23 protein-coding genes and 1 riboswitch are annotated in these 26501 nt (G+C 67.1%); of the genes, 7 read left to right on the top strand and 16 right to left on the bottom strand.

Going from position 1 to position 26501, the window contains the following annotated elements:
• Positions 1 to 11: 11 nt before the first annotated feature.
• The 7 genes from ACI2JO_RS10565 to murC form a co-directional block, all read right to left on the bottom strand.
• The gene (locus tag ACI2JO_RS10565) at positions 12 to 1175 is read right to left on the bottom strand and encodes an NAD(P)/FAD-dependent oxidoreductase (RefSeq protein ID WP_404720655.1); all 1164 of its coding nucleotides are present in this window, start codon (positions 1173 to 1175) and stop codon (positions 12 to 14) included.
• A 69-nt stretch (positions 1176 to 1244) separates the two neighbouring features.
• A complete protein-coding gene (locus tag ACI2JO_RS10560) occupies positions 1245 to 2564 on the bottom strand; it encodes a cystathionine gamma-synthase family protein (RefSeq protein WP_404720654.1) in 1320 nt (439 codons plus the stop codon).
• Positions 2565 to 2575: 11 nt separating this feature from the next.
• A complete protein-coding gene (locus tag ACI2JO_RS10555) occupies positions 2576 to 2983 on the bottom strand; it encodes a hypothetical protein (protein ID WP_404720653.1) in 408 nt (135 codons plus the stop codon).
• 57 nt (positions 2984 to 3040) lie between these two features.
• Complete coding sequence (gene gloB / locus ACI2JO_RS10550; protein WP_404720652.1) at positions 3041 to 3757, bottom strand: hydroxyacylglutathione hydrolase; 717 nt, start codon at positions 3755 to 3757, stop codon at positions 3041 to 3043.
• A 1-nt stretch (position 3758) separates the two neighbouring features.
• Complete coding sequence (locus tag ACI2JO_RS10545; protein ID WP_404720651.1) at positions 3759 to 4193, bottom strand: VOC family protein; 435 nt, start codon at positions 4191 to 4193, stop codon at positions 3759 to 3761.
• An 18-nt stretch (positions 4194 to 4211) separates the two neighbouring features.
• Positions 4212 to 4937 carry an alpha/beta hydrolase gene (locus tag ACI2JO_RS10540; RefSeq protein ID WP_404720650.1) on the bottom strand — a complete coding sequence of 242 codons (726 nt, stop codon included), beginning with the start codon at positions 4935 to 4937 and terminating at the stop codon, positions 4212 to 4214.
• A 145-nt stretch (positions 4938 to 5082) separates the two neighbouring features.
• A complete protein-coding gene (gene murC, locus ACI2JO_RS10535; protein WP_404720649.1) occupies positions 5083 to 6492 on the bottom strand; it encodes a UDP-N-acetylmuramate--L-alanine ligase in 1410 nt (469 codons plus the stop codon).
• Positions 6493 to 6542: 50 nt separating this feature from the next.
• Between murC and ACI2JO_RS10530 the strand changes: the two genes are divergently transcribed.
• Positions 6543 to 7358 carry an LD-carboxypeptidase gene (locus tag ACI2JO_RS10530; protein WP_404720648.1) on the top strand — a complete coding sequence of 272 codons (816 nt, stop codon included), beginning with the start codon at positions 6543 to 6545 and terminating at the stop codon, positions 7356 to 7358.
• 290 nt (positions 7359 to 7648) lie between these two features.
• On the opposite strand, the gene ACI2JO_RS10525 is transcribed toward ACI2JO_RS10530, so the two are convergent.
• Both ACI2JO_RS10525 and ACI2JO_RS10520 read right to left on the bottom strand, forming a co-directional pair.
• Complete coding sequence (locus ACI2JO_RS10525) at positions 7649 to 8632, bottom strand: DUF3667 domain-containing protein (protein WP_404720647.1); 984 nt, start codon at positions 8630 to 8632, stop codon at positions 7649 to 7651.
• A gap of 69 nt (positions 8633 to 8701) precedes the next feature.
• Positions 8702 to 9328, bottom strand: coding sequence for a TIGR02281 family clan AA aspartic protease (locus ACI2JO_RS10520; protein WP_404720646.1), 627 nt, complete (start codon positions 9326 to 9328; stop codon positions 8702 to 8704).
• A gap of 283 nt (positions 9329 to 9611) precedes the next feature.
• On the opposite strand from ACI2JO_RS10520, the gene thrS reads away from it, so the two are divergent.
• From thrS to ACI2JO_RS10500, 4 genes are all read left to right on the top strand, one after another.
• Positions 9612 to 11597 carry a threonine--tRNA ligase gene (gene thrS / locus ACI2JO_RS10515; protein ID WP_404720865.1) on the top strand — a complete coding sequence of 662 codons (1986 nt, stop codon included), beginning with the start codon at positions 9612 to 9614 and terminating at the stop codon, positions 11595 to 11597.
• Positions 11598 to 11655: 58 nt separating this feature from the next.
• Positions 11656 to 11979 (top strand): hypothetical protein, encoded by a 324-nt coding sequence (locus tag ACI2JO_RS10510; RefSeq protein WP_404720645.1) that lies wholly within the window; start codon positions 11656 to 11658, stop codon positions 11977 to 11979.
• 207 nt (positions 11980 to 12186) lie between these two features.
• Complete coding sequence (infC, locus tag ACI2JO_RS10505; RefSeq protein ID WP_184504475.1) at positions 12187 to 12720, top strand: translation initiation factor IF-3; 534 nt, start codon at positions 12187 to 12189, stop codon at positions 12718 to 12720.
• Positions 12721 to 12914: 194 nt separating this feature from the next.
• Entirely contained in the window at positions 12915 to 15728 is a 2814-nt protein-coding gene (locus ACI2JO_RS10500) for a TonB-dependent receptor (protein WP_404720644.1), read from the top strand.
• Positions 15729 to 15851: 123 nt separating this feature from the next.
• Here ACI2JO_RS10500 and proS read toward each other — a convergent pair whose 3' ends face one another.
• The gene (gene proS / locus ACI2JO_RS10495; protein ID WP_404720643.1) at positions 15852 to 17381 is read right to left on the bottom strand and encodes a proline--tRNA ligase; all 1530 of its coding nucleotides are present in this window, start codon (positions 17379 to 17381) and stop codon (positions 15852 to 15854) included.
• Between the two features lie 89 nt (positions 17382 to 17470).
• On the opposite strand from proS, the gene ACI2JO_RS10490 reads away from it, so the two are divergent.
• Positions 17471 to 18370 (top strand): DMT family transporter, encoded by a 900-nt coding sequence (locus ACI2JO_RS10490; protein WP_404720642.1) that lies wholly within the window; start codon positions 17471 to 17473, stop codon positions 18368 to 18370.
• A gap of 142 nt (positions 18371 to 18512) precedes the next feature.
• Here the strand turns inward: ACI2JO_RS10490 and gcvPB are convergent, their stop codons facing one another.
• From gcvPB to gcvT, 4 genes are all read right to left on the bottom strand, one after another.
• Positions 18513 to 20087 carry an aminomethyl-transferring glycine dehydrogenase subunit GcvPB gene (gcvPB, locus tag ACI2JO_RS10485; protein WP_404720641.1) on the bottom strand — a complete coding sequence of 525 codons (1575 nt, stop codon included), beginning with the start codon at positions 20085 to 20087 and terminating at the stop codon, positions 18513 to 18515.
• Positions 20084 to 21442: an aminomethyl-transferring glycine dehydrogenase subunit GcvPA gene (gcvPA, locus tag ACI2JO_RS10480; protein WP_404720640.1), complete on the bottom strand. Its 1359-nt coding sequence runs from the start codon at positions 21440 to 21442 to the stop codon at positions 20084 to 20086. The genes gcvPB and gcvPA overlap by 4 nt, the downstream gene beginning before the upstream one ends.
• A 150-nt stretch (positions 21443 to 21592) precedes the next feature.
• A complete protein-coding gene (gene gcvH, locus ACI2JO_RS10475) occupies positions 21593 to 21964 on the bottom strand; it encodes a glycine cleavage system protein GcvH (RefSeq protein ID WP_404720639.1) in 372 nt (123 codons plus the stop codon).
• A 2-nt stretch (positions 21965 to 21966) separates the two neighbouring features.
• On the bottom strand, positions 21967 to 23115 hold the full coding sequence (gcvT, locus tag ACI2JO_RS10470) for a glycine cleavage system aminomethyltransferase GcvT (RefSeq protein WP_404720638.1): 1149 nt from the start codon (positions 23113 to 23115) through the stop codon (positions 21967 to 21969).
• 167 nt (positions 23116 to 23282) lie between these two features.
• Positions 23283 to 23385, bottom strand: a riboswitch (glycine riboswitch).
• Between the two features lie 117 nt (positions 23386 to 23502).
• Between gcvT and ACI2JO_RS10465 the strand changes: the two genes are divergently transcribed.
• Positions 23503 to 23766 (top strand): hypothetical protein, encoded by a 264-nt coding sequence (locus tag ACI2JO_RS10465; RefSeq protein ID WP_404720637.1) that lies wholly within the window; start codon positions 23503 to 23505, stop codon positions 23764 to 23766.
• On the opposite strand, the gene ACI2JO_RS10460 is transcribed toward ACI2JO_RS10465, so the two are convergent.
• Both ACI2JO_RS10460 and ACI2JO_RS10455 read right to left on the bottom strand, forming a co-directional pair.
• Positions 23759 to 24952: an MFS transporter gene (locus tag ACI2JO_RS10460; RefSeq protein ID WP_404720636.1), complete on the bottom strand. Its 1194-nt coding sequence runs from the start codon at positions 24950 to 24952 to the stop codon at positions 23759 to 23761. The two genes, ACI2JO_RS10465 and ACI2JO_RS10460, sit on opposite strands and share 8 nt — an antisense overlap.
• 256 nt (positions 24953 to 25208) lie before the next feature.
• Positions 25209 to 26399 carry a PQQ-dependent sugar dehydrogenase gene (locus ACI2JO_RS10455; RefSeq protein WP_404720864.1) on the bottom strand — a complete coding sequence of 397 codons (1191 nt, stop codon included), beginning with the start codon at positions 26397 to 26399 and terminating at the stop codon, positions 25209 to 25211.
• Between the last annotated feature and the right edge of the window lie 102 nt (positions 26400 to 26501).

Here is a 26501-nt window from a genome sequence, read left to right as displayed (position 1 = left end):
GGCGGCAGCGCCTAGACCGCCTGCCCGGCGGCCCAGCCGCTGGCCCACGCCCATTGAAAATTGTAGCCGCCCAGCCAGCCGGTGACGTCGACCGCCTCGCCGATCGCGTACAGGCCGGGCACCTTGCGCGCCTCCATCGTCTTCGAGGACAAGGCGTCGGTGGCGATGCCGCCGACCGTCACTTCGGCTTTGGCGAAGCCTTCGGTGCCGTCGGGGTGGAAGCGCCAGTCCGACAGGCGGCGCTCGGCCTCCGTCAGGGCGTGGTCGGTGGCCGCGCCGAGTTCGCCGATCTCCAGCCGTTCGGCGAGTACGTCGGCAAGCCGCGACGGCAAGTCGAGCGTCTGCGCCAGCGTCGCGCGGGGGCGGGTGCGCTTGGCATTGGTCAGCCAGCCGGATGCGGTGTCGGGGCGGAAATCGATCGCGACCGCCTCGCCGTGCCGCCAATAGCTCGACGCTTGCAGGATCGCGGGGCCGGACAGGCCGCGGTGAGTGAAAAGCGCTGCCTCGGCGAATGCGGCCTTGCCGGCGCGCGCGACGACCGGCGTGGCGACGCCCGACAGCGCGCGGAACAGCGCCTCGTCGCCGGGCAGGGTCAGCGGCACCAGCGCGGGGCGCGGCTCGACGACCTTCAGGCCGAAGCGACGCGCGATGTCATAGGCGATACCGGTCGCGCCCATCTTCGGGATCGACGGCCCGCCAGTGGCGATCACCAGCGCTGGAGCGGTGTAGCTGCGGTCGCCGTGGCGGACGGTGTAGCGGCCATCGGCATGGCCGATCTCGCCGAGTGCCTGCCCGAGCCGGATCGTGACGCCGCCCAGCTCACATTCGCCAAGCAGCATCTCGACGATCGCGCGCGCCGAACCGTCGCAGAACAATTGGCCGAGCGTTTTCTCGTGCCACGCGATCCCGTGCCGCTCGACCATGTCCAGGAAGTCGCGCGCAGTGTAGCGGCCGAGCGCCGACTTGGCGAAATGTGGGTTGGCGGACAGATAGCGGTCCGGCGCGGTGTGCAGGTTGGTGAAGTTGCAGCGGCCGCCGCCGGAGATCAGGATCTTCTTGCCCGGCGCCTCGGCATGGTCGAGCACGACGACGCGCCGCCCGCGCTGCCCGGCGACCGCCGCCGCCATCAACCCTGCCCCGCCCGCGCCCAGCACGATCGCGTCGAATGTTTCCATGGCGCGGCCGTGTCATAGATCACACGTCATTGCGACCCCGGCGCACGCCAGGGTCGCAATGACGGGAGGTCAGATCGCCGCCAGCGCCTGTTCCATATCGGCGACCAGATCGTCGGCATCCTCCACCCCAATCGAGATGCGGACGAGATTGTCGGTAATGCCAAGCGCCTGCTTGCGCTCGTCGGCGACCGACAGATGCGTCATGCCCGCCGGATGGCTGGCGAGCGTTTCGGTGCCGCCGAGGCTGACCGCGAGCTTGGCGATCTTCAGCGCGTCGAGAAAGCGGAACGCCTCCGGCTCGCCGCCCTTGAGGTAGAGCGAGAAGGTCGAGCCGCCCCCGGTGCAATGGCGACGGTAGATGTCGGCCTGCCGCCCCTCGGCCTCGGCGAGGAAGCCGAGATAGCCGACACGCTCGACCTTCTCGTGATCGCGCAAAAACGCGCAGACCTCGGCGGCATTCTCGCCCGCCCGGCTCATCCGCAATTCCAATGTTTCGAGGCTGCGCATTAGCATCCACGCGGTATTGGGATCGCAGATCGTGCCGATCGTGTTGCGCATCGCGCGAATCGTGTTGATGAGCGGCTTTGCGCCCAGCACCGCGCCCGCGACCAGATCGGAATGGCCGCCGGCATATTTGGTGAGGCTGTAGACCACCGCGTCCGCGCCGTGCTGGAGCGGCTGCGACCAAAGCGGGCCGAGGAAGGTGTTGTCGATCGCGATCGGCGGCAGTTCCTCGGCGTCCGCGAAGATCGCGTCGCGGCTGGCGCGCACCGCCTCGACATCGACCAACGCGTTGGTCGGATTGGCGGGGCTTTCGAGATAGATCAGCGCGACGCGGCCGGCGTCGTTCGCCTTCTTCATGATTGCGTCGATCTCCTCGCGGGTCGCGCCGGCCGGGAAGTCGAGCCAGTTGACCCCGAAGCGGCCGAGCACGCGCGCGATCAACGTCTCGGTCGCGGCATAGAGCGGGCCGGAGTGGACGATCGTGTCGCCCGGCCGCACCAGCGACAGGAACAGGGTCGCGATCGCCGACATGCCGCTGGAGAAGGTCAGCGCGTCCTCCGCGCCCTCCCAGATGCCGAGCCGGTCCTCGAGGATTTCCTGATTGGGGCCGTTGAAGCGCGAATAGACCAGCCCTTCGGCGCCGCCGGGGCGCTTGCCGGTCACGCCCTCGAAGTGACGCTTGCCCGCCGCGGCATTGGGGAAGACGAAGGTCGAGGTGAGGAACACCGGCGGCTTGAGCGCGCCTTCGGAGAGCGCGGGGTCGTAGCCGTGCCCCATCATCAGCGTCGCGGGCTTCAGCTTGCGCCCGCCAATCGAGTCGATCTCGGCCTTGGGCGAGCGGCGCGTTTCGACGCCGGTCAGATCGTCTTCGGTCGGCTTGGTCATGGCTGTCTCACCTATTGGGAACGATAGGGAACGAACTGGCCCATCGCGCAGCTGCCGCTGGGGATATTGGCCTGCAGGTTCATGGTTTGGGCGATGTCGCCGCGGCACAGGCGCGTCTGATACTGACGGGTGATGATCGCATCGCCGCGCGACACCGCCTCGCAGCCGCCACCCGTCTCGGTGACATAGACCAGCTTGCCGCTGACGCGGTAGAGCAGCTTGCCATCGTAAGCGGTCAGCTGCGGGCGGGTGAAGCGCGTGTCGATGCAATCCTGCGGCTTGCCGGCGGTTTTGCCCGCCAGCAGCTTTTCGTAGGCGATCCGGTTCTTGTCCGGCCTGTTGGCCTTCTGGACGGGGGCGGCAACCACAGCGACTGCGCCGAGCGCCGCCGCAGCGGCGAAGGTGATGAGGAAACGCATCGCTTTCTCTCCTTCTCTCCGCACGTTACCGGCATGGTTACGTGCGATACCATATCGTCAGCCTTGATCCTTGCGCAAGCGGCGTTCGGCGAAGGTGGCGACATCGGGCGCGCGCAGGAACGGATTGGTCGCGCGCTCATCACCGATCGTGGTCGGGATCGTCGGCTCACCGGCGGCGCGGAGCCGGTCGACCTCGGCCATCCGCTTCGTTAGCGCGTGATTGTCGGGCTCGACCGTCAGCGCGAAGCGGCCGTTCGATTGCGTATATTCGTGGCCGCAATAGACACGGGTGGCGTCGTCGAGCATGGCATAGCGTTGCATATTCGCGAACATCTCGGCGGGGGTGCCCTCGAACAGCCGGCCGCAGCCCATCGCGAACAAGGTGTCGCCGGTGAAGATCACTTCATCGGCGGCGAAGTGGAAGGCGATATGCCCGGCGGTGTGACCGGGGACGTGCCAGACCTCCGCGCGATGTTCACCGAGGGTAACGACGTCCCCCTCCCCAACGCCATCATCCAGCGCCGCGATCTTGGCGCGCTCGGCCTTCGGCCCGATCACCCGCGCGCCGGTCGCCTGCTTGATTGCCGCCGCGCCGCCGACGTGATCGCCGTGCCAGTGGGTGAGCCAGACCGCCCCGATCGTCCAGCCGCGCGCCGCCGCCGCGTCGAGCAGCGGCTGCGCCTCGCCGGGATCAAGCGCGACCGTCTGCGCGCCATCGTGGAGCAGCCATGCGTAATTGTCGCTCAGCACGGGGACGCGGACGATCTCCAGCATCTCACCACGTCCCGGTGTTGGGCATCGACGCCCAGGGCTCGGCGGGTTCGAGCGTGCCGTCCTGCAACAGCTCGATCGAGATGCCGTCGGGCGTCTTCACGAAGGCCATATGCCCGTCGCGCGGCGGGCGGTGAATGACATAGCCGTGGTCGAGCAGCCGCTGGCAGGTCTCGTAGATATTGTCGACGCGATAGGCGAGATGGCCGAAGTTGCGCCCGCCGGTATATTTCTCCGCGTCCCAATTATGGGTCAGCTCGACCTCGGCATTTGCGCGCTCGCCCGGGGCGTTCATGTCCTCGGGCGTGGCGAGGAAGATCAGCGTGAAGCGGCCCTTCTCGCTGTCGATACGGCGGACTTCCCTGAGCCCGAGCAGCTCGAAGAAGGCGATCGTCGCATCGGGATCGCTGACCCGGATCATCGTGTGCAGATATTTCAACGTCTTCGCTCCCGCCCGTCAGGGCACTACATCCTCGACGGCGCGGACCAGTAGCGCAATGTCGTCCTCGCGCGAGAGCCGGTGATCGCCGTCCTTGACCAACCACGTCTGAACGTGCGGCGAGCGGATCAGTTCGGCGAGCCGGCAGGTGCGATGCCATGGCACGTCGGGATCCTGTTGCCCCTGGAGCAAGCGCACCGGACCGTCGAAGGCGATCATGCCACCCATCAGGCGGTTCGCCTCGCCCGATTGCCAGAAGCGGCGCGTGTACACGGTCGGCACGGGGCCATACGGGTTCGGGCGTTCGAGGCGGCCGTGCTGGAGCAGGTACATCTTCTCGTCCTGCGAAAAGCCCCAGTCGGTGAAGTCGGGCGCGGGGGCGATGCCAACCAGCGCCGCGACGCGCTCCGGCCGGGCGAGCGCGGCCAGCAACGCGATCCAGCCGCCCATCGACGAGCCGACCAGCACTACCGGTCCCTCGACATGATCGATCATCGCCAGCGCATCGTCGCGCCAGTCGGCGAGCGACTGGTCCTCGAACTTGCCCTCACTCGCGCCGCAGCCGCCGTAATCGAAGCGGAGGTAGGCGCGGCCCTGCGCCTTTGCCCAATCCTCGAGCGCGACCGCCTTGCTGCCGGTCATGTCGGAGGCATAGCCGGGCAGGAAGACGATCGTCGGCGTGGCGCCTTGGGTGTGGTGGTAGGCGAGCCGCGGGCGCGGCGGTTGCGATGTGACGATGCTCATCGATATGTCTTAGCGGGAAGACGCGGGGGAGCGGAAGGGTGCGAGCCGGTTGTGGCGTGATGCCAGTCGAGCGAGACGTCCGGAGATTAGTCGGCAGCGACGGCCCACGTGGCTTCTTCCGTTATCCCCGCGATCAAAGGAGAGGTCAGCCTTCCAGCATCGACACCATTTCCGCCGCGAGCAGCGACAGTGTGTCGTCGCGTGCGCCCATCACGACGATGCGGTCGCCGGGCCGCGCCTGTGCGACGCAATGCGCCGCCGCCGCCGCGCGGTCGGGGATATAGACCGCGTTGCCGCCGGCGATGCTGACGTCATGCACCACGTCGGCGCTGGTCACCTCGCGCGACACGGTGCCGCCCTGATAGACCGGATCGGGCAGCACGAGCAGGTCGTCGGCGCGCAGGTGCGTGGTGAACATCGCGGCAAGCTCAGCGCGCATCACCTTGAGCGGGCCATAGCCGTGCGGCTGGAACAGCGCGATCACGCCGCCGGGAAAGGCGTGGAGCGTGTCGAGGGTGGCGGCGATCTTGTCGGGGTTGTGGCCGAAGTCATCGATCACGGCGACGTCCTTCGCTTCTCCCACCAGATCGAAGCGCCGGCGCAGGCCGGTGAAGCGCTCTACCCCCTGCACCGCCTGTTCGAGTGAGAGGCCGGCGGCGAGCGTCGCGCCGATCGCGGCGAGTGCGTTCGACACGTTGTGGCGGCCGGGCACCTTGAGCGCGACCGGCGTGCGCTGACCGTCGACGACGAGCGTGCAGCGGATCGCGAACGGCTCGGCAGCCATCTCGGTCGCGAACAGGTCTGCACTTTCGTCTACCAGCGAGAAGCGCGTCACCCGCGCCGCGGGCAGCGCCATCGCCAGCCGTGCGGCGTCCATGTTGTCGGCGTTCACGACTGCGGTGCGCGCATGACCGATGAAATCGCCGAAGAGCCGGTTCAGCTCGTCGAGCGACTTGTGGTCGAGGCTGACGTTGTTGAGCACCGCGACCTGCGGGCGATACAGCGCGATCGAGCCGTCGCTCTCGTCGACCTCGCTGACGTAAGGATCGCCCTGCCCGATCAAAGCGCTGGCGAAGGGGCGATCGGGACTGGCGAAGTCCTTCATCACCGCGCCGTTCATCACGGTCGGGTCGCGCCCGGCCGCGTGAAGGATCGTCGCGATCATGCCGGTGACGGTCGACTTGCCGCTGGTGCCCGCGATACCGATCGGCTGCGCGGCGGCGTTGAACAAGGTGGCGTTGAGCTCCGCGCGCGACAGGCGACGACAGCCCAGCCGGGTGGCGGCGACGATGTCGGCCACCGTGTCCTCGACCGCGGCGGAGGCGACAACAATCTGGTCGGGCGATATCACGCCGCTGCCGTCCTGCGCGAACAGCTCGACGCCGAGCGCGCGCAGGCCGTCGAACTTGGCGGGGACGCGGCCCTGGTCGAGCCCGCGGTCGCTGCCCGCGACGGTCGCGCCGCGGCCCCTGAGGATCATCGCCAGCGGCATCATTCCCGATCCGCCGATCCCGACCAGAAAGAAGCGCTGGCCCGATACGTTGCCGTCATGCATGGCGGCGGGCTATCGGCGCTTTGCGCGGGCGTGACAAGCAGGAGGTAGCGATGCGGATCGGCGTACTGGCGGCGAGCAGCGTCGCCAATCCGGACGTGGTCGCCCCGGTTTCTGCCTTTGCAGCAGTCGCTTACCCTGAGATCGACCTCGTTTTTCATCCGCAATGCTATGCGCAGGACGGGCATTTCGCTGGTTCGGACGCGGTGCGCGCGGCGGCGTTTCTTGAATATGCCAACGATCCGGCGTTCGACGCGATCTGGTTCCTGCGCGGCGGCTATGGGTCCAACCGGTTGCTGGCGACGATCATGCCGCAACTCGGGCCGGCGGCGCGGACCAAGACCTATCTCGGCTATTCCGACGTCGGGTTTCTGCTCGGGGCACTTTATGCGCGGCGGATCGGGCACGTGGCGCACGGGCCGATGGCGAGCGATATCCGGCGGCGTGGCGGTGACGCGACCGTGGCGCGGTCCTTGGGATGGCTGGCGCGTGGCGATCGCGCCGGGCTGGAGCCGGGACTCGACGGGCGGCCGGCGGCGGCGTTCAACCTGTCGATCCTCGCCGCGTTGATCGGAACGCCGTATCTGCCCGATCTCGCCGACCATGTGCTGATCGTCGAGGAAGTGTCGGAGGCGATGTATGCGATCGACCGGATGCTGTTTACGCTCGGCAATGCCACGCAGCTGCGCAGCATCGCGGGTGTGCGGCTGGGGGCGGTGACGGCGGTGAAGGAAAACGAGCCCGACTGGGGCGAGCCGATCGAGGAGATGATGGTGCGCTGGTGTCGCGATCTGGGCGTGCCATATCTCGGGCGCGCGCAGATCGGGCATATGCAGGCCAACCATGTGGTGCCGTTCGGGGTGGGGTAAGCCCCGGGACGACGAAGACCCTAGAGCGGTTTCCGACCGATGTGCATCATCGTGACGGAGCCGATTTTGGTTCGTGGCCAGGAGGGAGGAAGAAACGGGGCTTTGCCCCCGTGACTGCCGAGCGACGCCGCCACGGGCCAAAATCGGCCCGCCCCGCAGGGGTTGCGTCAGGAAGGCCGCTGGACGTCGTCGCGACGCTTGCAGGGGCATACCAGCCCCTGCTTCACGCCGCTCCTCGCCAGCAGCCTTGCTGACGCAATCACGGTGATGCACATCGGTCGGAAACCGCTCTAGTGCGCGATGCCGAGCAGCAGGAGCAGCGCCACCCAGATTACCAGCGACGCCAGCGAAGCCACCAGCGCCGCCGCCGTCAGCACCGCCGCGCTGCCGTTGCCGAGCCCGTAGGCACCGCGCATCTGCACGAACAGATGCAGCGGAAACAGCAGCATCATCAGCGCCACGCCGGGCAGATGAAGCGCGCTGGACCACAGGATCATCGCGGTGATCAGCAGGCTGACGAAGCTCATCGAATAGGTGACGAAGACCGCATGGTCGAACAGATGCGCGCCGCGTCGCCATGCGAACAGCAGCCACATGAACGGCATCGACAGCGGGATCAGCGCCCAGGAGAATTTGTAGCCGTTCGCCTCCATCTTGAAGAGCAACAGCTCCGGGTCTTCGATCGCGTGGTTCAGCTTCTCGTCGAACGTGTGCCAGCCGGTGTGGATCGATTCGTTCACGCCGTCGGACGCATCCGGCATCCGGTCGACGATCTTGCGCGCGTCTTCCAGCTCCCGCGCGTCGGTCGCGAGCTTGGCGATGCGCGCGTCGAGCGCACGCGTATCGCGCCCCGCCCCTGCCGCCGCGGCGCGCTGCTGGCGGAGCGTCTGCCCGAGATCGGCGATGCGCGTCTGCTCGGCGACGAGCTGCGCACGGGGGTTGCCGGACGGCGCGTTGACATTGGCGAACCCGCCGAACAGCGAATAGGCGATGTAGAGCAGGAACACCGAGAAGAGGTACAGCGCCAGCGGCGACAGGAAGCGGCGGCGCTCGCCGTCGATATAGCGGCGGGTCAGTGCGCCGGGGTGGCGCAGCAGCATCCCTATCGTGCGCCACACCGCACCTTCGATATGGAGGACGCCATGCGTGAAGTCGTGCCACCATGCGCCCAGCGTGCGGTGGATGTGCCCGGACTGACCGCAGACGTGGCAGTACTCGCCGATGCGGGTCGCGCCGCAATTCAGGCAGGTCGCCCCGCCCCCGCTCATCTCCATCGACTTGATCCGCCCCGTTTATTCCCGCGATTGATCTGGCACAAAGCCGAGGCGCGCGGCAAGGCTGGCTCAGGCGTCGGCCTTCGCGTCCTGCGGATGATGCGGCGTGAGGATCAGCGTGCGGCCCTCGACACGCCAGCTTTTCAGCCGCGACAGGAAGTTCATACCCAGCACGTCGACGTCGCCGAACGCGGGCGACACCACCACCGCCAGATCGCGCGCGACGACGTTGCCGAAACGCAGTTCGGGCACCTCGCCGGTGTCGGCGCGGATCGTGCCGTTGGCGGTCTTGAGCAACACCGGGAAGACGGCGGGCTTGACCTCGACGCCTGCCGCGGCGGCGGTGGCAGGCGACAGCGCGGTGATCGTCGCGCCGCTATCGACCAGCAGCCGGTGCTGCGTCCCGCCGATCGTCGCGCGGACGTAGAAATGGCCGTCGCGGCTCATGCGGATCCGCGTTTCCTCGCCCGCGACCTTTTGTTCGTCGAGGTCGAGCGCCGCCGCCGCGCGGCCGAGCCATGGGTCGAACCGGCCGCGCTCGGTGATCGCCGCGTAGAGCAGCAACCCTGCACCGATCCATATGGCGAGGCTGACGAGGGTGCGCAGGATCGGAATGCGTCGCGCCACCAACGCCGCGAGGAACAGCGCACCGAGCAGCAAGTAAAAGTGCGGATTGGCGGTGATCCCGTCGGGCATGACGGGGCATATAGGAAGCGCAACCTTGCTGGAGAATGGCTGGCGCGCACGCGGCGGGGGCGCTATGCCGGGCCGGTGAAGACGATGCCCACTACCATCACCCGGCCGCGTCCGGGGGCCGGTGCCCGCGTCACCGACTGACGCGTGGGCCCGCCCGCCCGGACCGGGTGGAAACGGTGCGGCGGCTTTCCACCCTGACGATCACCAACGCCGCTCTTTTCGTCGGGGCACGGCATCGCTAGGCCGGCACCTCGACTTTGTGCAGGAAGACCCTTCGATGGAAATGCTCTCGATCACGCTGCCCGACGGTTCGGTCCGCGAGGTCGCGTCCGGCACCACCCCCGCCGACATCGCCGCCGCGATCGGGCCGGGGCTCGCCAAGGCGGCGATCGCCGCGCGTGTCGACGGCGAGCTGCGCGACCTGTCGCGCCCGCTGACGCAGGACGCGCGGCTGGCGCTGGTGACGCAGAAGGACGAGGCGGACGCGCTGGAGCTGGCGCGCCACGACTTCGCGCATGTGATGGCCGAGGCGGTGCAGCATCTGTTTCCGGGCACACAGATCACCTTTGGCCCGGCGACCGACGACGGCTTCTATTACGACTTCGCGCCGAAGGACCGCCCGTTCACCGACGAGGACCTGCCCGCGATCGAGGCCGAGATGCGGCGCATCATCGCGAAGAACGAGCCGTTCACGCGCGAGGTCTGGTCGCGCGAGCAATTGATCGAAACGTGGAAGAAGCAGGGCGAGACGTTCAAGGCGGAATGGGCCGCCGAACTGCCCGACGGCGAGGAGCTGACGATCTATCGCCAGGGCGCGTGGCTTGACATGTGCCGTGGGCCGCACATGCCATCGACCGGGCGGCTCGACCCCAACGCCTTCAAGCTGACGCGTGTGTCGGGTGCCTATTGGCGCGGCGACCAGAAGAATGCGATGCTCAGCCGGGTCTATGGCACCGGCTGGCTCAACAAGAAGCAGCTCGACGCGCATCTGACGATGCTGGAAGAGGCCGCCAAGCGCGACCATCGCAAGATCGGCGCGGAGATGGACCTGTTCCACCTCCAGCCCGAGGCGCAGGGTTCGGTATTCTGGCACCCCAAGGGCTATATCCTCTGGCGGCAGATGGAGGCGTATATGCGCCGCCGGCTCGACGCCGCCGACTATGCCGAGGTGAAGACGCCGCAGCTGATGGACGCGCGGCAGTGGGAGCAGTCGGGCCACTGGGGCAAGTATCGCGAGAACATGTTCGTCGTCCCTGACGAAATCCCCAATACCGAGGATGAGGGCGCGGTCATCTCGGGCGACGCCGACATGATGGCGCTCAAGCCGATGAACTGCCCGGCGCACGTGCTGATCTTCAAGCAGGGGATCAAATCATATCGCGACCTGCCGATCCGCATGGCCGAGTTTGGCTGCTGCCACCGCAACGAGCCGCATGGCGCGCTGCATGGCATCATGCGCGTCCGCCAGTTCACACAGGACGACGCGCATATCTTCGTGCGCGAGGACCAGCTGGTCGAGGAAGTGCGCAAGTTCTGCGAGCTGCTCCACTCGGTCTATCAGGATCTCGGCTTCACCGATTATGCGGTGAAGCTGGCGCTGCGTCCCGAGAAGCGTTTCGGCTCGGACGAGATGTGGGACACGTCCGAGCAGGAGCTGCGCGAGGCGGTGCAGGCGTCAAACCTGCCGCAGGACATCAAGGACAAGTTCGAGGAACTGCCGGGCGAAGGCGCTTTCTACGCGCCGAAGCTGGAATTCCATCTGACCGATGCGATCGGGCGGACGTGGCAGGTCGGGACGATACAGTCGGACCGCGTGCTGCCCGACCGGCTCGACGCGTCTTACGTCGGCGAGGACGGCAACCGGCATCGGCCGGTGATGCTGCATCGCGCGATCCTCGGCACGTTCGAGCGCTTCATCGGTATTTTGATCGAGCATCACGCCGGGCGCTTCCCGCTGTGGCTGAGCCCGGTGCAGGCGGTGGTGGCGACGATCGTCTCCGACGCCGACGATTACGCGCATGAGGTGGCGGCGAAGCTGCGGGCGGCGGGCATTCGCGTCGAAACCGATCTGCGCAACGAGAAGATCAACTACAAGGTGCGCGAACACTCGGTCGCCAAGGTCCCGAACCTGCTGGTGGTCGGCAAGCGCGAGGCCGAGGAAGGCAAGGTCGCGCTGCGCCGGCTGGGAAGTCAGGCGCAGACGTTCCTGACGCTCGACGAAGCGGTGCAGATGCTGCGCGACGAGGCGCGGGCGCCGGATCTGCGCTGACGCTCGACGGCATCATCCCGCTCTCCTATGGTCGAGAGATTATCATGGGAGAGCGAAGATGATGCGTATCTTGCTTGCGACCCTCGCGCTTTCAATACCCCTGCCCGCCGCCGCGCAGACCGGTATCAACGGGCGGATCGTCCCGGTCGATCGCGGCGTGCGCGACAACAATGCCCGCATCGACCGCGAGCGGTCCGCCGGGCGGCTGTCGCGGAGCGATGCGCGTCGAGCGAAAGCCGAGAATGGCGTAACCGACTCGCTGGCAGATCGCTATGCCAGCGACGGTCGCTTCTCCGACGACGAGCAGACCAAAATCACCAACCGCAACAATGCGATGCGTAGCATTCTCGATGCTCCGGCCCGCGTCGCGCCGAAGGGCTGAGAAACGATTTTCCGGCGATCGTCATCCCGTAGTTGACCGGAATTCCGCTTTCTGAGCCGATCAGGCTGGAGCACGCCGGCGGATCACGTCCGGGATGATGCGACGAGCAGGCGCTGTCACTCCCCCGTATGACATCTTCCAAAACGCCGCCCGATGCCTTATATTGAGCCGGTAGTTGATACAGGAGCAATACCCATACGTCCTCCCATGATGCGCCGGCCAAACCAGGCGCCGCCGATGAACGGCCCGCGGTTCAATGAGTGGATCCAGAGCCCCAAGGTCCGCGTGATCGATCACGAGGGAGAGAACCTTGGCGTGATGTACACGCGCGAGGCGATGGAGCAGGCGCGTGAACTCGGGCTCGACCTTGTCGAAGTGTCGCCCAACGCCGATCCGCCCGTTGCCAAGTTCCTCGATGTCGGCAAGTTCAAGTACGAGGCGCAGAAGAAGGCGAACCTCGCCCGCAAGTCGCAGAAGACGCAGGAGATCAAGGAGATCAAAATGCGTCCGAACATCGACGACCACGATTACGACACGAAGATGAAGAAGGTCGCCGAGTTCATCGAGGAAGGCGACAAGGTGAAGGTCACGATGCGCTTCCGCGGTCGCGAGCTGAGCCACGGGCAGCTTGGCATGAACGTGCTCCAGCGAGTCGCCGAGCAGGTGCAGGAAATTGCCAAGGTGGAGGCCTATCCGCGCATGGAAGGCCGCCAGATGCTGATGGTGCTCGCGCCGAAGTAACGCGCGGATTTGCCAAGCCTGCCGTAACGTCCGCCGCGCCTCACCAGCGCGGCGGTGTTGTATTTGTCGGACAGTGTTTTCTAAATTCTCGGCCTGTCTCTCGAATATGGCTGGACGGGCGCGGCATCTGCGTTACGCTCTCTCAATACCGAACCTTCAAAGAGTTCGGATGACATTGGGAGAGAGATAGCGCCATGCGTCTTACCGCCACCCTTCTGTCCACCGCCGCCGCGGTGCTGGCAATGCCGGCCCTGGCGCAGGACCAGACGAGCCCCGTCACCACCAACGCCGCGGTTGCCGGGCAAGGCAGCACCGCCGCCGCGCAGTCGGGCGACACCGGCATGCTCAACGCCGGCGATATCGTCGTGACCGCAACCCGCCGTGCCGAACGGCTGGCCGATGTGCCGATCTCGATCAACGCGGTCAGCCAGGCTGCCCTGCAGAATTCGGGCGCGACCGACATCCGCCAGCTCGCGCAGCTCGCGCCGTCACTCAACGTCTCGTCGACCGGATCGGAGGCGAACGCCTCGGCGCGCGTCCGCGGCATCGGCACAGTCGGCGACAATCCGGGGCTCGAAAGCTCGGTGACGGTCTTCATCGACGGCGTGTATCGTAGCCGCACCGGCTCCGGGCTCAATGATCTCGGCGAGGTCGACCGGGTCGAGGTGCTGCGCGGGCCACAGGGGACCTTGTCGGGCCGCAATTCCTCGGCGGGTGCGATCAACATCTATACGAAGGCACCGTCATTCGATTTCGGTGGCTACGCCGAGGGCACGTACGGCAACTACGATTTCTACCGCGTTGCGGGGGCGATCACCGGGCCGATCGTCAAGGACCTGCTGGCGTTCCGCATCGACGGCGTCGCGTCGAAGCGCGACGGCTTCTATCGCGATGTCGTCAACGATACCGACTATAACGACCGCAACCGCTGGTTCGTGCGCGGCCAGTTGCTGCTGGAGCCGTCGCCCGACTTCTCCGTACGGCTGATCGGCGACTATACGTGGCGCAACGAAAAGTGTTGCGGCGCGGTCTATGTCGACACGCGCGAGAAGACCGATCCGACCCCGGGCACGCCGGGCGATTACGCGATCAACCCGGCCGGCAACCGCATCGTCAGCGTCATGCAGCAGATCGCTGCGCTGCGCGGCTATCCGGCGGGCAGCGTCTTTCCGGCGGGCAGTGATCCTTATAGCCGCCGCATCGCCTTCACCCCCGGCCGCGCCTATGCCAACGTCACCAAGGATTACGGCGGCTCTGGGCAGATCGACTGGAATCTGGGCAGCGCGGCGCTGACCTCGATCACCGCCTATCGCGAATATAAGTCGGACGGCGCGAACGATATCGACGCGAACGTGCTCGACATCGGATATCGGCCGGCCGACGGGAACAACTATCGCCGGTTCCACACCTTTACGCAGGAGCTGCGGCTGAATGGCGAGGCGTTCGGCGACCGGCTCAACTGGCTGATCGGCGGCTTCTTCAGCAACGAAGATCTGCAGGTCGTCGACAATCTGAAGTTCGGCCGCGACTATGGCGCGTTCGCCGCGTGCCGGATCGTCGCGACGATCAACCCGAATGCAGCGCTGCGCAACCCGGCCAATCCGGGTTGCCTGAGCGCGGCCGGCTCGGCGATCCTGCAAGGACAGGTGCCGGGCACGACCGCGGCCTTCGGCGCCGCGACGCCGATCGTGCTGGGCAGCATCCGCCTGCTCTCGACGCTCAACGACCTCGGCACGACGCGCGACGTCTACAACCAGAACAGCAAGAGCTTCGCGGTCTTCACGCACAACATCTTCCGGCTGACCGATCGGCTGTCGCTGACCGCCGGCCTGCGCTGGACCCGCGAACAGAAGGACTTCGACGCCACCTTCGGCAACAACAACACGGTATGTCCGCAGGTGCAGGCGTTGCTAGGCGCCGGACCGGGCGGCAATCTGTTCAACAATGCGCAGCTTGCCGCGCTGACCCGCGGAATCGCGACCCTGGCCTGTACGGGCAACTCGTCGAGCCGGCTCAACGGCCAGACGATCAGCGACAAGTTGCGCGAGGATCAGGTAACCGGCACCGCAGTACTGAGCTGGAAGCCGAGCGACCGGCTGATGACCTACGCCAGCTACTCGCGCGGCTACAAGGCGGGCGGGTATAACCTCGATCGTTCGGATCTCGGCGACGCCTATAATCCGGCCACCATCGCCAATATTGATGCCAGCCGGTTGCGCTTCGATCCCGAGACGGTGAATGCCTATGAAATCGGGCTAAAATATTCGAGCCGGCCGTTCACGTTCAACCTTGCCGGCTTCCGGTCCGAGTTCAAGAATTTCCAGCTCAACACCTTCAACGGCACCAATTATGTCGTCGAGAATATCGGCTCCTGCTCGGACAGCCTGAACGGCGCCGACCGCGACAATTCGCTTGCCACCGGCGCGTGCACCGGCGACGTCCGCTATGGCGTGGTCAGCCAGGGTTTCGAGGCGGAGGCAGGCTTCTACCCGGCCGAGCATCTCGCGATCAACATGGGCTATACGTTCGCCGACACGAAATATCGTCGCAACCTCGTCGGCTCGGATGCGGGTGCGGCGCTCGACCCGGCGCTGTTCCTGCTGTCGGGATCGCAGATGTCGAACGCGCCGCGCAATGTCATCACCACCTCGGTGAGCTGGAACCCGCCGATCGGCAGCAGCGGCATGTCGGCGCTGTTCTACGTCGATCAGCGGACGGTATCGGACTACAACACCGGCTCGGACCTGTTCGTCGAGAAGACGCAGGATGGTTTTACCTTGCTCAACGCGCGTATCGGCCTGCGCGGCAACCAGGATCGCTGGGCGATCGAGGTCTGGGCGCAGAATTTGCTCGACACCGAATATCAGCAGGTGGCGTTCAACGCGCCGTTCCAGGGCGCGGGCAGCCAGCAACAGGTGCAGGCGTTCGGTGGGACCGGCAACCAGCTGTTCGCGTCTTTCCTCGCGGAGCCGCGGACGTACGGGCTGACGCTACGGACGCGGTTTTGAGGTAAAGCAAACCACCGTTCCCCGGCGAAGGTCGGGGTCCAGTTGCGGGCCGCTCGTTATTCTAAGGCGACCTTACCCAACTGGACCCCGGCCTGCGCCGGGGAATGGTGTGAGTGGTTGACCTCAGTAAGCGCGACCGACCAGCACGCGCTCCACCGCGGCATCGCCGGTGAAGATGCACGCGCCGTCCGCCGCCGCCTGCCCCGTCGGCGCATTGCGCAGCGTCAGCTTGAGCGCTTTCAATCGCTCGACCACCGCGTCGAGCGCGGCACCGGTGGGGCGCGACCACTGCACTTCCAGCCAGCCGGGGTTCCTGGCGTTCTCGGCAAAATGCGCCTCGACCTGCGACCACTCGCTGGCCGGCGCGATATTCGCCTCCAGCCGCGCCTTGGCCTGATCGAACAGCGTCTGCTGGATGTCGGCGAGCAGCGCGGCGACCCCGCCGGCAAAGCCGTCGCGCGCCACGGCGGCGCTGTCGAGCTTGCCGTCTTCGCGGTACAGGCGATCGCGGCGGATTACCGAGATGTTGCCCGCCGCCATGTCGCGCCCGCCAACCTCGATCACGAGCGGCGCGCCCTTTTTGATCCAGCCCCAGCGCTTGTTGGTCGCCTTAACCGGCTTGAGATCGAGCAATGCCCGCACCGGCTCGCCGAACGCGCTCTCCGCCGCCAGCGCCTGCTGCAACTCGCGGCAATAGCTGACCAGCGCCTCGTCCTCGGGCGTGTCGCGCAGCATCGGGACGATCACCACCTGCCACGGCGCGACGCGCGGGGGCACGCGCAGCCCGTCGTCGTCGCCATGCACCATGATCAGCGCGCCGATCATCCGCGTCGACACGCCCCAGCTCGTCGTCTGCGCGTAATCGAGCTGCCCTTCGGCATTCTGGAAGCGGATGTTCTGCGCCTTGGCGAAATTGGTGCCGAGGAAGTGCGACGTGCCGGCCTGGAGCGCCTTGCCGTCCTGCATCATCGCCTCGATCGACCAGGTGCCGACCGCGCCGGGGAAGCGCTCGTTCTCGGGCTTCTCGCCCGCGATCACCGGCACCGCGACGCAATTCTCGGCGAAGTCCCGGTAGACCTCGAGCATCTTCAGCGTTTCCTCGCGCGCCTCGTCGGCGGTGGCGTGCGCGGTATGCCCCTCCTGCCACAGGAATTCGGCGGTGCGGAGGAACATGCGCGTGCGCATCTCCCAGCGGACGACGTTCGCCCATTGGTTGATGAGCACCGGCAAGTCGCGCCACGACTGCACCCAGCGCGCGAAGGCGTGGCCGATCACCGTCTCGCTGGTCGGGCGGACGACGAGCGGCTCCTCCAGCTTCGCGGCGGGATCGGGGACCAGCCCGCCCTTCCCGTCGGCGATCAGCCGGTGGTGGGTGACGACCGCCATTTCCTTTGCGAACCCTTCGACATGGCTGGCCTCCTGCTCGAAATAGCTGAGCGGGATGAAGACCGGGAAATAGCAATTCTCGTGACCGGTCGCCTTGATGCGATCGTCGAGCAGCCGCTGGAACCGCTCCCAGATGCCATAGCCCCATGGCCGGATGACCATGCAGCCGCGCACGCCCGATTCCTCGGCCATGTCGGCCTCGGTGATGACGGATTGATACCAGGCGGCGAAGTCGGCCTCGCGGGTGACGGGGAGCGCATGTTTCATGCGCGCGGCGATAGCGGCAAAAGCGCCCGCTCGCCAAGCGGCAACGCACGGGGTTCCTTCGTCGCAGTGCGGCGGTTAGGAGCAGCGGAATGTCGGGTGATCGCGTCCTGAAGGGCATCGCCCTGCGCCTGTTGGCGATTTTCTTCCTTTCCACGATGTCGGCGCTGGTGAAGCTCGCCGAGACGCGCGGCGCGTCGCTCCCCGAGACGATGTTCTGGCGACAGGCGTGCGCGCTACCGGTGGTATTGGGGTTCGTCGCGGCGACGCGCGGGCTGGGATCGCTGCGCACGACGCGGATCAAGGGGCATCTGGCGCGCTCGCTGGTCGGAGTGGTCGGGATGGTGTTCACCTTTGGTGCGGTGCTGCTGCTGCCGCTGGCCGAGGCAACAACGTTCCAGTTCACGGTGCCGATCTTCGCGACGATCCTCGGCGCGCTGGTGCTGGGCGAACGGACGGGCGTGCAGCGCTGGGGCGCGGTGCTGGTCGGGTTCGCCGGCGTGCTGATCGTCGCGCAGCCCGGCGGTGGCACGCATGTGCCGCTATTCGGGGCGATCGTCGGCTTGCTGGCGGCGCTGTTCGTCGCCTTGGTCGCGATCCTGCTGCGGCAGTTGCGCGACGAGCCATCGGGGACGACGGTGTTCTGGTTCTCGGTGCTGACGCTGCCGCTGATCGCGGTGCCTTATGCCTTTCACCTGAAGGCGCACGATCCGCTGACGTGGCTGAACCTCGCGGCGATCGGACTGGTCGGTGGCTGCGGGCAACTCGCGCTGACCGGGGCGGCGAAGCTGGCGCCGGTGACGTCGGTGGTGCCGATGGATTATTCGGGGCTGATCTGGGCGACGCTCTACGGCTGGCTGCTGTTCGGGGTGCTGCCGAGCGCGATGACGTGGGTGGGCGCGCCGGTGATCATCGCGAGTGGGCTGTTCATCGTGTGGCGTGAGCAGCGGCTGGGAAAGCAGCAGACGGTGACGGCGGCGCCGGAGGATTGAGCGGCTTCACTTGTCGCGCCCCCGCCCTTGCCCATCGCCTCCGTCCTTACCGGTCGCCCTTCGCTCGCCCGTCACCCCGGCCTTCGCCGGGTGACGGGTAGAGTGTGGGGTGATGGGTGGTGGGTAACGGTACGGCGGAGGCTTACTCCGCCGCCTCGGCCTGAACCACCGGCGGATTCCACGTCAGCACCGGCTTACGCGCCGCGAGCGTCTCGTCGAGGCGTGCGCGGGGGGCAAAGTGCGGGGCGGTCTTGAGCGAAGGGTCGCCCGCCTTTGCCCGCTCCGCCACCGAGCGCAGCGCCCCGATGAACTGGTCGAGCGCGGCGCGGCTTTCGGTTTCGGTCGGCTCGATCAGCATCGCACCGTGGACGACCAGCGGGAAGTACATGGTCATCGGGTGGAAACCCTCGTCGATCAGCGCCTTGGCGGCGTCGATCGTCGAGAAGCCGGCGGCGAAGCCCTTATCCGAGAAGATCGCCTCGTGCATGCACGGCCCCGCCCCCGCGAACGGTGCGTCGAGAACGTCCTCCAGCGAGCGCAGCACGTAATTGGCGTTGAGCACCGCATCCTCGGCGACCTGCTTCAAGCCGTCCGCGCCATGGCTGAGGATATAGGCCAGCGCGCGGGTGAACATCCCCATCTGACCGTGGAACGCGACCATGCGGCCGAACGTGTCGGGATGGTCGTCGCCGGCTGTCTCTTCCTCGATCAGCTGGATGTGCCCATCGGCCATTCGCGCGGTGAACGGCAGCGGGCCGAACGGCGCGAGCGCCTCCGACAGCACCACCGGCCCCGAGCCCGGCCCGCCGCCGCCGTGCGGGGTCGAAAAGGTCTTGTGGAGGTTGATGTGCATCGCGTCGACGCCGAGGTCACCGGGACGGACGCGCCCGACGATCGCGTTGAAGTTCGCGCCGTCGCAATAGACGTAGCCGCCCGCGGCGTGGACCGCGTCGCTGATCTCTTTGAGATCACGCTCGAACAGCCCGCAGGTGTTCGGGTTGGTGATCATCACCGCCGCGACGTCCGGCCCGAGCCGCGCCTTGAGCGCCGCAGTGTCGACGCGGCCATCGGCGGTGGCCGGAATGTCCTCGACCGTGAAGCCCGCGAAGGCTGCGGTCGCCGGATTGGTGCCGTGTGCGCTTTCGGGCACCAGCACGACCTTGCGGTGGCCCTCACCGCGCTTCTCCAGCGCCGCCTTGATGCACAGGATGCCGCACAGCTCGCCATGCGCGCCGGCCTTGGGGCTCATCGCGACGCCGTACATGCCGGTCAGCTTGATCAGCCACACCGCCAGCTCGTTGATGACGCCCAGCGCGCCCTGCACGGTGTCGACCGGCTGGAGCGGGTGGATGTCGGCGAAGCCCGGCATCCGCGCGACCTTCTCGTTGAGGCGCGGATTGTGCTTCATCGTACACGAGCCGAGCGGGAACAGCCCGAGGTCGATGGCGTAATTCTGCCGGCTGAGGCGGGTGTAGTGGCGCACCGTCTCCTGCTCCGACAGGCCGGGGAGGCCGATCGCACTCTTGCGGGTCAGGTCGCCGAGCCGCGAGCCCGCGACATCGCCGTTCGCGAAGTCGACGCCGGTCGTCTCGGTCGAGCCGATCTCGAAGATCAGCGGCTCTTCGAGCATCAAGGCCTTGTTGCCGGTGAAGGTCGGTGCGGCGTTGCCGCCAGCGACGGGCGTGGTCGGCTTCCAGCCGCTTGCGTTGATGCTCATGCCAGTGCCTCCTGAAGCGCGGTCGCCAACGCCTCGATATCCTCGTCGGTCGCGGTTTCGGTGACGGCGACGATCAGTCCGTTTTCGAGCGCACCCTCGCCCGGGTACAGCCGGCCAAGCGACACGCCCGCCAGCACCCCCTTGTCGGCGAGATCGCGAACGATGGGGCGCGCTTCCTTGCCGATGTCGAGCGTGAATTCGTTGAAGAAGGTGTCATTGACGACGCGCACGCCCGGCACCTTGGCCAGCCGATCGGCCGCGCGGCACGCACCGGCGTGGTTGAGCGCCGCGAGCCGGCGAAGACCCGCCTCGCCCAGCAGGGTCATATGGATCGAGAACGCCAGCGCACACAGCCCCGAGTTGGTGCAGATGTTGCTGGTCGCCTTTTCGCGACGAATATGCTGTTCGCGGGTGGAGAGCGTCAGCACGAAACCGCGCCGGCCCTCGGCGTCGACGGTCTGCCCGCACAGCCTGCCCGGCATCTGGCGGACGTACTTTTCCTTGCAGCCGAACAGCCCAACATAGGGTCCGCCGAACTGCAGCCCGACGCCGAGCGACTGGCCCTCGCCGACGACGATGTCGGCGTCCATCTCGCCCGGCGAACGCAGCGCGCCAAGCGCGACCGGCTCGGTAACGACCGCGATCAGCAGCGCCTTCTTCGCGTGGCAGGCGTCGGCGAGCGGAGTGAGGTCGGCGATGCGGCCGAGGATGTCGGGATATTGGACGACGACGCACGAGGTGTCGTCGTCGATCTTCGCGATCAACGCGTTGAGTTCGGTGTCGGCGCCGAGAGTCGGCAGCGCCGTGTCGAGCACGTCGCCGGTGTATTTCGCCATCGTCTTGGCGACCGAGACGTAGTGAGGATGCAGCCCGCCCGACAGGATCGCCTTGCCGCGCCGCGTGATCCGCCGCGCCATGCCGATCGCTTCCCAGCAGGCGGTCGAGCCGTCGTACATGCTGGCGTTCGCGACGTCGGTGCCGAGCAAGGCGGCGACCTGCGTCTGGAACTCGAACAGCATCTGGAGCGTGCCCTGCGCGATCTCCGGCTGATACGGCGTATAGGCGGTCAGGAACTCGCCGCGCTGGATCAGGTGATCGACGCTGGCGGGGACGTGATGGCGATACGCCCCGGCCCCGAGGAAGAACGGCACGTCGCCTGCAACGGTGTTCTTGCGGGCGAGCGCGGCCATGTGGCGCTCGACCGCCAGCTCGCTGGCGTGGTTGGGCAGATCGTGAATCGGGCCGTCGAGCCGCGCGGCTTCGGGCACGTCGGCGAACAGATCGTCGATCGACGACGCACCGATCACGGCCAGCATGTCCTGGCGGTCGGTGGGGGTCAGGGGCAGGTAGCGCATTTTGTTTTTCTCCCCCCTCCCTGTCAGGGAGGGGTCGGGGAAGGGCCAGCGTCCAGGGGTACGGATGGCAGCGGGTGAGACGGCGACCGTCTCGCGAGCACGCGCCCCTCCCCCGACCCCCTCCCCAATGGGGAGGGGGCGTTGGTTACATCACAGCTTTGCGACGAACGCGGCGTAGGCGGCTTCGTCCATCAGCGCGTCGAGCTCGGATGCATCCGACAGCGTCATCTTGAAGAACCAGCCTTCGCCTTCCGGGTCGCTGTTGACCAGCGCCGGCTCGTCGGTGAGCGCCGGATTGCCTTCCAGCACGTTGCCGGAGACGGGCGAATAGACGTCCGATGCGGCCTTGACGCTTTCGACCACTGCGGCCTCGTCGCCCTTGCCGAGCGAGCGGCCGGCGTCAGGCACTTCGACGAAGACAATGTCGCCGAGCTGGCTCTGCGCATAGTCGCTGATGCCGACCGTGCCGATGTCGCCATCGACATCGATCCACTCATGATCCTCGGTGAAATAACGGCTCATCTTTACTTCACTCCTCGGAAGTAGCGGTGCGGAACAAAGGGCATCGCGGTGACGGTGGCGCGGTGCGCCTTGCCACGTTGCGACAGGGTGACGACGGTGCCGGGCACGGCATCGGCGAGCGGGACATAGGCCATCGCGATCGGCGCGCCGACGGTGGGGGCGAAGCCACCGCTGGTGACGCGGCCGACAATCGCGCCCGACGCGTCGAGCACGTCGGCGCCTTCGCGGACCGGCTGACGCCCCTCGACCAGCAGCCCGACGCGCTTGGTGGCGGGGCCGTTCTCGCGCTCGGCGAGGATGCGCGCGGCACCGGGGAAGTCGGCGGCCTCGCGGCGGCGCTTGAACAGCGCGAAACCGAGATCGGCCTGCACCGGCGTGATCGCGGGATCGAGGTCGTGGCCGTAGAGCGGCAGGCCGGCCTCCAGCCGGAGCGAGTCGCGCGCGCCGAGGCCGATCGGCTTGATCTCGGGCTGCGCGACCAGCGCGTCGGCGAACGCCTCGGCGGCCTCGGCGGGCACCGACATCTCCACCCCGTCCTCGCCGGTATAGCCCGAGCGGCTGATCCAGAGCGCGTGGCCGTTCCACTCAAACGCGCCGGCCTGCATGAAGGTCAGCGCCTCGACGCCGGGCACCAGCCGCGCGACCGCCTCGACCGCCTTCGGGCCCTGCACCGCCAGCAAGGCGTGTTCTTCCATCATGTTGAGCGTGATGTCGTCGGGCAGATGCTCGATCATGTGCGCGACATCGTCGTACTTCGTCGCGCCGTTGACGACCATGTAGATGCGATCCGCGGCTTGCGGCGTCAGCATCAGATCGTCGAGCACCCCGCCCTCTTCGTTGAGCAGCAGCGAGTAGCGCGCCTTGTTGAGCGGCGCGTCGCTGATCGCGGCGGGCATCAACGCCTCAAGCGCGGTGGCGACGCCCTCGCCGGTGATCGACAGCTGGCCCATGTGGCTGACGTCAAACAGCCCGGCGTTCTCGCGCGTCCACAGGTGCTCGGCCATGATGCCTTCGTACTGAACGGGCATGTGGTAGCCGGCGAACTCGACCATCCGGCCATCACGCGCGCGGTGCCATGCGTCGAGGGGGAGGGTCAGGATTTCGAGCGGCTCGAAACCGTCGTCTTCTTGGGTGGCGGGCGTATCGCTCATCACAGGTCTTCCGTCGCAAGAGGTTCGGTCGCACGTTCCCGAAGGGTCGCTGACGATCCGAATGTCCCCCTCTGTCACGGAACCTGAGAGCTTTCCCCGGGCAGGCCGGGTTACCCCTTCGGTGGGCGCGCGGGCAAAAGCTCGCGTGCCGCTTTCCAGAGTGTCGATCGGCCGGCGCGGTCCCTGCTGCCTGAGAGATTCCGGGGTGGTTGCTCCTTCGGCGGCGGCTGATGACCTGAAAGGCCGGCCGCGCTCTCCCGCGCCTGCCCATGCCCCTTGCGCGGCATCGACTGAAGCGCCCTCTACGCCCGCCGTGGCACGAGTCAATCGTCGAGTGGAGCCGTTACGCGCGCGGCACGTTCATCGCGGAGGAGAAGGAGATCGCTTATGGACACTGCCACCTCCCCGATCGTCGAGCGGATCGCGCGCGTGCTGGCGGCGCAACATCTGAGCGCCAACGGCCACGGCACCGTCGAGTCGCCCAGTGCGCTGGTCGATGCGCAGTGGAAGGATTACCGCGACGACGCCATCGCAGTGCTGCACACGATGCGCGCGCCCAGCCCCGCAATGGCGGCCGCGGGCGATGTCGCGGTGTGGGAGCGGATGGTGCTGGCGGCGATCGCGGAGGCGAAGCCGGGCATCGTCATGTAGTCGCGGGCGCCGTGCCGCGCTGGACCAGCCACGATATCGCCAGCACCACCAGCCCGGCGAGACCGAGCAGCGCGCCGACCGGCCCGGTCGACGTCCAGCCCCAGCCGGCCGCGATCGCCATCCCGCCCAGCCACGGCCCGAGTGCATTTGCGGTGTTGAAGGCCGAATGGTTGAGCGCCGCCGCGAGCGCCTGCGCGTCGCCGGCCACGTCCATGAGCCGGGTCTGAAGCACGGTACCGAGCGACCCGCCGATCCCGATCGCGACCATCGCAACGAGGACGGTCGCGAAATGCTGTGCGGCGAACGGCCAGAGCAGCAGCGCGATGATGCTCCACACCAGCACCGCCGCTGCAGTCGGCAGCAACGCCCGGTCGGCGAATTTTGGGACGATCAGGTTGCCAGCGGTCATCCCGACGCCGAACGCGGCCAGCGCGAACGGCACCATACGCGGACCGACCTGCGTCACGTCGGCCATCGTGTCCGCCAGATAGGTGTAGACCGCGAACAGCCCGCCAAAGCCGATCGCCCCGATGCCGAGCGTCAGCCACACCTGCGGACGCCTGAGCGCGCGAAGCTCCGACAGCGGGCTCGCCGCCGGATCACCCCGGTCGCGCGGCGCGAAGAAGGCGACCAGCGCGGCGGTAAGCGCGGCCAAACCCGCGACCACAAAGAAGCATGACCGCCAGCCGAGCAATTGCCCCATGAAATTGGCGAGCGGCACGCCGACGATCGTCGCGACCGTCAGCCCGAGCATCACACGCGCCACCGCCTGCGTCCGCTTCCCCGCATCGACCAGCGACGCCGCCACCAGCATTGCAATCCCGAAATAGGCGCCGTGCGGCAGACCGGCCATGAAGCGGAACAGCATCATCCAGCCGTAGGTCGGCGCGAGCGCGGAGAGGCCGTTACCAAGCGCGAACAGCGTCATGAGCGCGATCAGGAGATGCCGCCGCGCCATCCGCGCGCCCAGCACCGCGAGCAGCGGTGCACCGACGACCACGCCCAGCGCATAGGCACTGATGACGTGCCCGGCGGTCGGCGCATCGACGCCAAGATCGCGCGCCATATCGGGCAGCAGGCTCATCGTCGCGAATTCGGTAGTGCCGATCGCGAACCCGCCAACGGCGAGCGACAAATGAATCAAGCCGACGGGTGCGTTGCGCACGTCGGCGATGGCGGTGGCCATGCGAATTCCCCGATTTCAGCTTTTCTGGTGAGCCGTCTAGCTGGCGATGCTGCGGTGCAGCGTCAAGGGCTTGTCCTGCGAGCGCCTCCCTCGCTCCGGCGCTGGCACAAGCCTATGGCTGTCGGTGGAGGCCTGGAAGGTCTGACACAAGGCGCAAGGTGTGTGTTGGTCCGGGCGAGGCATTCGACGCACAGGGGCCCCTGCCCGCGCAGGGGCGACGGGGGCCGGATGGTCCATGCCCCCTATCATCCCGGACCTATGAGGCCGGCGTCAATCGCAACAACCGGCCTTGCGAGTCGCCACCGTCCTCCAGCACGTAGATCGCACCATCGGGCCCTTGCTCCACTTCGCGAATGCGCGCGCCCATCGACCATTGATCGCCCTTGCTCGCGTTCGTTCCGTTCAGATCGACGCGCACCAGCGACTGGGACGACAGCCCGCCGATGAATGCATCGCCCTTATATTGGGGGAACAGATCGCCCGAATAGATCATCAGCCCGCCCGGCGAGATCACGGGATTCCACCACACCTTGGGCGCCTCATAGCCGTCGCCGGGCGCGTGGTCGGGGATGTCGCTGCCGTCGTAGTTCGAGCCGTTCGAGACATTCGGCCAGCCATAATTGCGACCGGGCAGGATGAGGTTCAGCTCGTCACCGCCCTTCGGCCCCATCTCCTGTTGCCAAAGATTGCCCTGTGCATCGAAAGCGAGCCCAAGCAGGTTGCGGTGACCATAGCTCCACACCTCGGGGAGAAAGCCTTGTGCCGCGAGCGGGTTGTTCGCCGCCGGCTTGCCATCCGGGGTAAGCCGCAGAACCTTGCCGAGCGACCCGCCCTTGTCCTGCGCCGGCGTGAACTTCTGTCGCTCGCCATTGGTGAAGAACAGATATTGGCCGTCCGGCGAAAAGGCGATCCGTCCCGAATAATGGCCATCGCCCGTCACGAGCGGGGTGGCACGGTATAGCGTCTCGATCGACGCGAGCCGCTCGGCCCCCGCATCGCCCGACAGCACGCCACGCGCAAGCACCACACCCTTGCCGCCCTGCCCCGCGGCCGAATAGCTGAAATAGACCCGCCTACTGGTGGCAAAGTCCGGGGCCAGCACCACGTCCATCAACCCGCCCTGCCCGGCGGAGTCGACGTCAATTGTCGCGATCGTGCGACGCGACGATCCGTCGGCGGCGACGAGCAGCAATTCGCCCTTTTTCTCGGTGACGAGCATCCGACGATCGGGAAGGAACGTCATCGCCCAGGGCGCGTCGAAGTCAGCAACGACCGCGCGGGCAAAGGGGGTGCCCGCCACCGGCGTTCCGGTGGGCGAAAGCGACGGACTAGGTGTCGGTGCGGGAGCGACGGGGGCCTCAGCGATCGGCTGCACCGCGGCCGAGTCCTCACCGTTGCAGGCGGACGCCGCACTTAGCGCGGCAGCGGCGAGCGCAAGACGATACAGCAACCCTTTTCTCCTTTTCACACGGATTTCATTCAACAAATCCGGGTCATCGGCATTGTTCCACCTCCATGGGCTAGGTGCTTGCGACACTGGTGAAGTGGC

It is taken from the genome of Sphingomonas sp. NPDC079357, assembly GCF_044901155.1.
In the GTDB taxonomy this organism is placed as follows: Bacteria; Pseudomonadota; Alphaproteobacteria; order Sphingomonadales; family Sphingomonadaceae; genus Sphingomonas.
Note: the sequence above shows the minus strand (reverse complement) of the source record. Positions and strands in the feature narration are given on the sequence as shown.